The organism is Methylobacterium ajmalii (assembly GCF_016613415.1).
GTDB lineage: Bacteria > Pseudomonadota > Alphaproteobacteria > Rhizobiales > Beijerinckiaceae > Methylobacterium > Methylobacterium ajmalii.
Genome location: NZ_JACWCT010000129.1, coordinates 42,589 through 50,146, shown reverse-complemented (window position 1 = coordinate 50,146; position 7,558 = coordinate 42,589). Strand labels below are relative to the sequence as shown.

8 protein-coding genes and 1 pseudogene are annotated in these 7,558 nt (G+C 71.9%); all 9 read right to left on the bottom strand.

The genetic code is table 11. The features are described from left to right. Nucleotides 1–974: pseudogene (gene bchD, locus HPY23_RS24455) on the bottom strand (magnesium chelatase subunit D); the annotation flags it as partial. Continuing rightward, a complete protein-coding gene (bchI, locus tag HPY23_RS24450; RefSeq protein ID WP_236012582.1) occupies nt 971–1,945 on the bottom strand; it encodes a magnesium chelatase ATPase subunit I in 975 nt (324 codons plus the stop codon). The gene bchI and the pseudogene bchD, both read right to left, overlap by 4 nt. Before the next feature lie 315 nt (nt 1,946–2,260). Further along, nucleotides 2,261–3,472, bottom strand: coding sequence for a 5-aminolevulinate synthase (gene hemA / locus HPY23_RS24445; protein WP_091883199.1), 1,212 nt, complete (start codon nt 3,470–3,472; stop codon nt 2,261–2,263). Between the two features lie 47 nt (nt 3,473–3,519). Further along, the gene (puhE, locus tag HPY23_RS24440; RefSeq protein ID WP_091883197.1) at nt 3,520–4,302 is read right to left on the bottom strand and encodes a putative photosynthetic complex assembly protein PuhE; all 783 of its coding nucleotides are present in this window, start codon (nt 4,300–4,302) and stop codon (nt 3,520–3,522) included. A 7-nt stretch (nt 4,303–4,309) separates the two neighbouring features. Next, nucleotides 4,310–5,371 carry a magnesium-protoporphyrin IX monomethyl ester (oxidative) cyclase gene (gene acsF / locus HPY23_RS24435; RefSeq protein ID WP_091883194.1) on the bottom strand — a complete coding sequence of 354 codons (1,062 nt, stop codon included), beginning with the start codon at nt 5,369–5,371 and terminating at the stop codon, nt 4,310–4,312. After that, the gene (locus HPY23_RS24430) at nt 5,368–5,667 is read right to left on the bottom strand and encodes a hypothetical protein (RefSeq protein WP_060845457.1); all 300 of its coding nucleotides are present in this window, start codon (nt 5,665–5,667) and stop codon (nt 5,368–5,370) included. Before HPY23_RS24430 ends, acsF begins: the two co-directional genes overlap by 4 nt. Continuing rightward, complete coding sequence (gene puhC, locus HPY23_RS24425; RefSeq protein ID WP_060845456.1) at nt 5,667–6,116, bottom strand: photosynthetic complex assembly protein PuhC; 450 nt, start codon at nt 6,114–6,116, stop codon at nt 5,667–5,669. The genes HPY23_RS24430 and puhC overlap by 1 nt, the downstream gene beginning before the upstream one ends. A gap of 10 nt (nt 6,117–6,126) precedes the next feature. Beyond that, nucleotides 6,127–6,750 carry a photosynthetic complex putative assembly protein PuhB gene (puhB, locus tag HPY23_RS24420; RefSeq protein ID WP_244533421.1) on the bottom strand — a complete coding sequence of 208 codons (624 nt, stop codon included), beginning with the start codon at nt 6,748–6,750 and terminating at the stop codon, nt 6,127–6,129. Nucleotides 6,751–6,764: 14 nt separating this feature from the next. Beyond that, nucleotides 6,765–7,556 carry a photosynthetic reaction center subunit H gene (gene puhA / locus HPY23_RS24415; protein ID WP_091883187.1) on the bottom strand — a complete coding sequence of 264 codons (792 nt, stop codon included), beginning with the start codon at nt 7,554–7,556 and terminating at the stop codon, nt 6,765–6,767. Between the last annotated feature and the right edge of the window lie 2 nt (nt 7,557–7,558).

The window sequence follows — 7,558 nt, the reverse complement described above, 5'->3', positions numbered from 1 at the left end:
GCCCCGGCGCGGCCGGCACCGGCGCTGCGGATGCGCGGTCCGTCCCCGGCGAGCACGCGCGCGAGGAGGCCGGGCGGCAGGCTGGCGGCGACCGCGGCGAGGAGACGGTCCTCACCTTCCTGCCGGCCCTCGTGCCGGTCGTCGTCGCCCTCGGCCTCTTCGGCGGGCGGCGCGTCCTCTCCCGTCCGCTCGTCCTGCTCCTCCTCCTGCGGCCAGGCCCGGGCGCGGGGGGCGAGCACGAGGGCGGCCGCGGCGGCGAGGTCGGCCTCGCCCACCGCGCGGCCCTCCAGGGCCGCGTGCAGCCGCGCGACGCGCAGGGCGAGGAGCGGTGCGCGCAACGAGGCGATCCCGAGGCGCGTCGCGAGGGCGCAGAGGGTTTCGGACGCGTCGGGCGGGGTATCGGGGTCGGCGGCACGGGCAGCCGCAAGGTCGCGGAGCGGTAGGGCGGCCGTCAGCGCACCGACGGGCACCGCGTCGAGGTCGAGATGGAGGGCGATCCGGTCGGCGAGGCCGGCCGGCACGGCCTCGTCGTCGCCCTCCCCCTCGTCGAGGAGCACGAGGCCGAAGCGGGCCGGGCAACGGGTCGCGACGCCGTCGCGCGCGACCTCGACGGCGCCGGCATCGAGCCCCTGGGCGATCCGCGCAGCGGTGCCGGGCGCCAGCCGCTCGGCCATCGGCACCAGCACCACGCCGCCGTCGCTGCGGGCGAGCAGGCCCGCCTGCGCCACCGGGCGTCCGGTCCGCAGGGTGGCCGGCAGGTCGAGCCCGCCGAGGAGAGCGTCGTCGGCGATGCCCGCCGGCAGGCGCGTCACCGGTGCGCCGGCGGGAAGGAGGGCGCGCAGCCGGTCGAGCCAGGCCTCCCGCACCGGGCCGGGCCGGGCCCGCAGCACGACCCCGGTGCCTGCGGGATCGAGGGCGAGGAGCGCCGCCGCGCGGCAGGCCTGGAGCCAGGTCGCGTCGGGGCTGGCGCTCACCCGACGACCTCGGCGAGGGCGCGGGCGATCCGCGCCTCGGAGCCGGCCTCGTCGAGGGGGTTGCGGCGCAGGCGGTGGCCCAGGGCGCTCGGGGCGACCTCGCGCAGGTGATCGAGGGTGACGGTCGCCGCGCCGTCGAGGCTCGCCAGCGCCCGGGCGGTGCGCATCAGGGTCAGCTCGCCGCGCAACCCGTCGGTGCCGAGCGCCAGGCACAGCCGGGCCGCCGCCTCCAGGATCGCGTCCGGCACCGCGACCTCCGGCAGGTGCGCCCGCGCCGCCAGGATCTGGCCCGACAGCCGTGCTTCCTCGCCCGCCCACTCGGCCGCGAAGGCGGCGGGGTCGCGCTCGTAGGCGTCGCGCCGGCGCACGATGGCGATACGGGTGGGAAGATCGGTCGGCGTCGTCACGGTGACGGCGAGCCCGAAGCGGTCGAGGAGCTGCGGGCGCAATTCGCCCTCCTCCGGGTTGCCGCTGCCGACGAGGACGAAGCGCGCCGGGTGGCGCAGGCTCAGGCCCTCGCGCTCGACGGTGTTGACCCCGGACGCCGCCACGTCGAGCAGCAGGTCGACGAGGTGGTCCTCGAGCAGATTGACCTCGTCGATATAGAGGAAGCCGCGATTGGCGCGGGCGAGCAGCCCCGGCTCGAACGCCTTCTCGCCGGCCCCGAGCGCCCGGCCGATGTCGAGCGCCCCGACGACCCGGTCCTCGGTGGCGCCGAGCGGCAGGTCGACCACCGGCACCGGCACGGTCCTCACCGCGAGGCCCTGCCCCCGGCGGGCGGCGCAGGCCTGGCACATCGCCGCGGCCTCGACCGGATCGCAGGCATAGGGGCAGCCCGCCACCGCCCGCATCGGCGGCAGCAGGGCGGCGAGCGCCCGCACGGCGGTGGACTTGCCGGTACCGCGGTCGCCGAAGACCAGCACCCCGCCGACCGCCGGATCGACCGCCGAGACGAGGAGCGCGCGGCGCATCGCCTCCTGCCCGACGATGGCCGCGAACGGATAGGCCGGGCGCGGTCCGGCCTCGGCGAGAGCGGCGGAATCCACGACGGTCGGCTTCGGGAAGCCCGGCTTGGACGCCCGCCGGGACAGGGCCGATTGGGTGGGGGCCACGGTGCGGGTCCTCGCGGATGGAGTACGGGCAGGATCGGCCGGGACGTCGCGATTGTCTAATGAAATTGACGGCTATTTTTTCTGACAGAGACACACGCTACCGATCGAGTAGCCGAGACGGTCGCGCGTAGAGAACCCTCCCCTGCAGAGGGGGGAGGGTTCAGATGTCGCGTCTCACGCCGCCCGGGCGAGCCCGATCCGGCCCCAGATCGTTCCGAGCGCCAGGGCCAGGTGATCGATGTCGGCGTCGCTGTGCAGCGGCGAGGGCGTGATCCGCAGGCGCTCGGTGCCGCGGGCCACCGTCGGGTAGTTGATCGGCTGGACGTAGATGCCGAACTCGTCGAGCAGCGTATCGCTGATCTGCTTGCACAGTACGGGATCGCCGACCATCACCGGCACGATGTGGCTCGGATTGTCGAGGAGCGGGATGCCGATGGCCGACAGCCGCCGGCGCACCGCGGCGACGCGGTCCTGGTGGCGGGCGCGCTCCGCGCCGCTCGCCTTGAGGTGGCGGATGCTCGCCGCCGCGCCCGCCGCGATGGCCGGCGGCAGCGAGGTGGTGAAGATGAAGCCCGAGGCGAAGCTGCGCACGAAGTCGCAGAGCGCGGTCGAGGCCGCGATGTAGCCGCCCGAGACCGCGAAGGCCTTGCCGAGCGTACCCTCGATCACCGTGAGCCGGTGCATCAGCCCCTCGCGCTCGGCGATGCCGCCGCCGCGGGGCCCGTAGAGGCCGACGGCGTGGACCTCGTCGAGATAGGTCATGGCGCCGTGCGCCTCGGCCACGTCGCAGAGTTCGGCGATCGGCGCGATGTCGCCGTCCATCGAGTAGACCGATTCGAAGGCGACGAGCTTCGGGAGCTTCGGATCGACGAGACGGAGCTTGCGGTCGAGGTCGTCGGGATCGTTGTGACGGAAGATGTGGCGCTCGGCCCGGCTCGAGCGGATGCCCTCGATCATCGAGGCGTGGTTGCCCTCGTCGGAGAACACGACGCAGCCCGGCAGCTTCGAGGCGAGGGTGCCGAGCCCGGCCCAGTTCGAGACGTAGCCCGAGGTGAAGAGGAGGGACGCCTCCTTGCCGTGCAGGTCGGCGAGCTCCTGCTCGAGGAGCACGTGGTAGTGGTTGGTGCCCGAGATGTTGCGGGTGCCGCCCGCGCCGGCGCCGCAGCGGTCGATCGCCTCGTGCATGGCGCCGGTCACCGCCGGGTGCTGGCCCATGCCGAGATAGTCGTTCGAGCACCACACGGTCACCTCGCGGGTGCCGTGGGCGCCGTGCTGGGTGGCGTAGGGGAACCGGCCGGCCTGCCGCTCCAGATCGGTGAAGACCCGGTAGCGGCCCTCGCGGTGCAGACCCTGGAGAGCGGCGGAGAAGTGCGCTTCGTAGTCCATCGGGCGTCCCCTCGTGCGGTGTTCTTGTGGTCGGTTTCTTTCGGTGGTCACGGCGCGGCGTCGGCCCCGGGGCGGCGGGCGGGCAGCCCCCAGCCCCAGAGCGCGGCGGAGGGCAAGGGCAGCATCAGGAAGCCGTGCTCCAAAATGGCGAGCGCCATCAGGGTCGCCATCATGGTGTGGCCGGAGCGCTTGAAGGCCGAGGCGCTCTCGGTGACGGCGGGGTGGAGCAGCACCAGCAGGAAGCCGGTGGCGAGGATCATCGCCACCGGAAACAGCGCGTTCATCGGCGCGCGACGGAAGAAGCTGCCGAGGTAACGAAGGTGTTCGGGCAGGAACTCGGCATGAAGGTTGCGCACGCCGAGGAACAGGTTGAGCCGGGCGCTGAGGTTCATCCCCCACAGCACCAGGTAGGTCCAGAGCGCCATCCGGTTCGGTCCGCCCGCCGTGAGCCAGGCGATGGCGGCAAAGCCGAGGATGATCGCCGCCTCGTGCCAGAGGTTGGTCGCGGCGGCCGCGCCGAACCGGGCGAGCCCCCGGTCGGTGGGAACGCCCGGGGTGCGCCGGGGGCCGGCGACATAGCCCATGTAGAAGGCCATCTCCTGCCAGCCCCAGACGATCAGGGCCGCCGTGAAGGCCGCGTAGGCCCCCGCCTCGCTCTCCTGGTTGGTGCTCCAGCCGATCACCCACAGCGCTCCGAAGAGCGCCACGGTCGTCGCGCCGAAGCTCCAGGCATGGGTGCGGCGCGGCCGGTGGTTCAGCCAGAGGATCGCCCCGGTCAAAAACCACCAGATCACGACGGCATAGAGGATGGGCGCGGCGTAGTCGGACATGCGGGCGCTACCAGGCGGGGCTGAGGCGGATCTGCGCTGGCATCGGGTTGGCCTTCGCCGGCATCACCATCAGCCGGCCGAAAGCCAGGGCCGCCCTGGCGGCGTGGCCGGCATGCTTGATCCTGCCGATCAGGCCGCCCTGCGCCTTGGCCTCCTCGATGCCGCGGGCACAGGTGAGCAGGCGTTCGAGGCCTGCCCGGAAGCCCGGATTGTCGAGATCGAGGGTAAGCGGAAAGACCTGGCGCGAGATCTCGGAGGTGATGGCAAAGACCTGGAAGTCGTACTCCTTCGGGTCGATCCCGAGCGCCTTGTGGAAGGCCGGCCGGCACTGGTCGCGCACGTACATCGTGCAGAACACGGCGAGCAGGAAGAACTTGATCCAGTAGTAGTTGATGCCGGTGAGGAGCTTGGGGTTCGCCCGCATCAGGAGCGCGAATGCTTCGCCGTGGCGGAACTCGTCGTTGCACCACTTCTCGAACCACTTGAAGATCGGGTGGAAGCGGTTGTCCGGATTACGCTCGAGGTGGCGGAAGATCGTGATGTAGCGGGCGTAACCGATCTTCTCCGACAGGTAGGTCGCGTAGAAGATGAATTTCGGCCGGAAATGGGTGTACTTCTTGGCCTTCGTGAGGAAGCCGAGATCGATGCCGACGCCGAAATCCTTCAGCGTGTCGTTGATGAAGCCGGCGTGGCGCGCCTCGTCGCGGCTCATGAAGGCGAAGAGCTCGCGGATGTCCTTGTTCTTGGCGCGCTTGCGCATCTCGGCGTAGAGCACGCAGCCCGAGAACTCGGCGGTGATCGACGAGACGAGGAAGTCGAGGAATTCCTTGCGCAGCTCCGGGTCGAGGCCCGACAGGTCGAGGTCGAAGTCGGAATTGCGCACGAAGTGGCGCTTGTTGGGGTCCGAGCGCATCTCGGCGAGGAGCACGTCCCACTCGGCCCGCACCGGCTCGACATTCGTGCGGTCGAGCTCCTCGAAGTTGGTGGTGTAGAAGCGCGGACTCAGGAACGTGGTTTCCTGGGCCGACTTGGTGCTCTCGTTCGGGGTCTTCAGGGTCGTCGCGCTCATAGCCGCGTCCTTTCCGAGAAGCTGACTTCGTAGAGTTCGGTGAGTTCGAAATGGCCCGCGATGCGGGTCCACAGGCGCTCGATGGCGCCGGCGCGCACCACGGTGGCGGTACGGCGCACCACGATCCGGTCGCCGTAGGGCACGGAGGTGGGGGCGTCGTGCACCGTCACCTCGTCGCCCGGGGCGATCAGGAGCCCGCCGTCCAGCGTGACGTGGGCGTGCAGGCTCTCGGCCGTCTGCTCGATCTCGACCGTGCACGGCACCTCGATGCGGCGTTTGCCGCTCAGCCACTGCATCACGATGCGCCCCTCCCCTGTTCGAGCAGCCGCGCGAAGGCGACCGCGTTGTCGAGCCCGAAGGCCTCGAGGTTGATCCGCCGGCCCGATGCGACGTCGTCGAGGGTCAGCGTGCCGTTGTCCCAGCGGGTGAGCCGGAACGGCGGGTCGCGGGGCAGGCCCTCGCGCAGGCGGGCCTGGGCCATCACCCGCAGGGTCGCGCGCAGGAAGCCGTCCTCGCCGGGCTGCACCTCGGCGACGAGGCGCCCGCTCCCGGCGTTGCGCAGGGAAACGCGGCCGTCCGGCCGGTCCTCGACCGCGAGGTCGAGGACCTGGACGGCGAGCGCCGGCGGCATCTGGGTGATCCCGACGCCGCCGAAGCGCCCGACCGCCACGGCGGCGAGCGAGAAGGCGACGAGGAGGCCGGCATTGCGCAGGAGCGGCCGGGGTATCGGGATGTCGTGCGCCATCACCCTCTCCCTAGTGGCCCGCGGCCGCGAGGCGGCCGGGCAGGACGGGGCTGGCGGCGGGTGCCGGCGGGAGCGCCTGGACGGGCTGGCCGCTCGCCTCGGCCAGCGCCGTGGCGATGCGCTTGGCCACCGCCTCGGCCTCCGGCACGCAGCGCAGCATCGGCTCGGGCCGGGTCAGGCGCCAGGGCCGGGCGTGGGGCCAGAGATGCAGGTAGGCGAGCCGCACGCCGGGCTTGAGGCGCAGCGGCAGGTCGCCGCTGGCGTCGCCGAAGCGATGGAAGGCGGCGCCCTCGATCTCCTTCAATGGCAGGTTGACGTCCATCTGGAGCGCGATGCCGATGCGCAGCATCAGCCGCCTGTCGGTCAAGGTGTAGACCGTGGTGCGGCAGGTGCCCCAGGCGAGCGCGAACAGGATCACCAGCGCCAGGGCACCGGCGAGCAGCACCGGCCAGGCCGCCGAGACCCGACCGGAGGAATAGGCCTGGAAACCCGCGAGCCCGCCGAAATACAGCGCCACGAGGTCGACGTGGAAGGCGCGGCGCGCCAGGCTGACGAGAGCCGGGCGGCCCTGCCACAGCAGGCGCTCGCCCTTCGGCAGCGGGCCGGGCAGCCCGTGGGGCAGCAGATCCGTCACAGCAGCGGCTCCTGTCACAACAGCGGTTCTTGGCGATCGTCGGTGGCGTAGAGCGTGCCGGCGCCGTAATAGGCGATGACCCGCTCCTCCTCCCGAAGGGTGATGCTGTCGGGGTCGCGGTGCGGCGGCACGCCGGCGAACTGGCGGGCGAGGAGCGCCTCGACGATGATCTTCTTGTGCCGGCTGAAGCGCTGCACGTCCGCGAAGGTCACCGGGATCAGCACGGTGCGGTCGCGGGCGCCCTCCAGTTCCATCTCGTAGTAGCGCGGCAGCGATTCGCCGCGATCGACCCAGATCTCCGTGACGGTGCCGGCGAGCACGCGGTCGGCGCCGTAGACCGGCATGCCGCGGGGATCGGGATCGTCCGCCGAGACCGTGAACTCGTCGGCGACGCGCATCGGTACGATGCGGGTCTTGCCCTCCCAGGTCAGGTCTGGCCGCTCGGCGCGCAGCGCGTAGGCACCCGGGCCGACGCCGTCGGCGAGCCGCGAATCGTCCGTCGAGGTCGGGACGATCGGGGCGCCGGGCCAGGGCTCGAGCTTGACCGCCTTGAGCTCGCCGACCGGGCCCTCGTGCGGACGCGGCGCCAGCACGGCCGAGCCGTCGGCGAGCAGGAAGGTCTTGGGGGACGGCACGAACAGCCAGTCCCACCCTTTCAGGCCGCCATGGACCTCGGATTCGAGCGGGTAGCCTTCCCGGCGATCCTCGCGGCGCAGGTAGAAGACCAGGCCGGCAAAGAAGATCCAGAACGCGTAGAGCACCACTTGCGCGACGTCGAGATAGCTCGTGAGGGCACCCTTGGGCATGA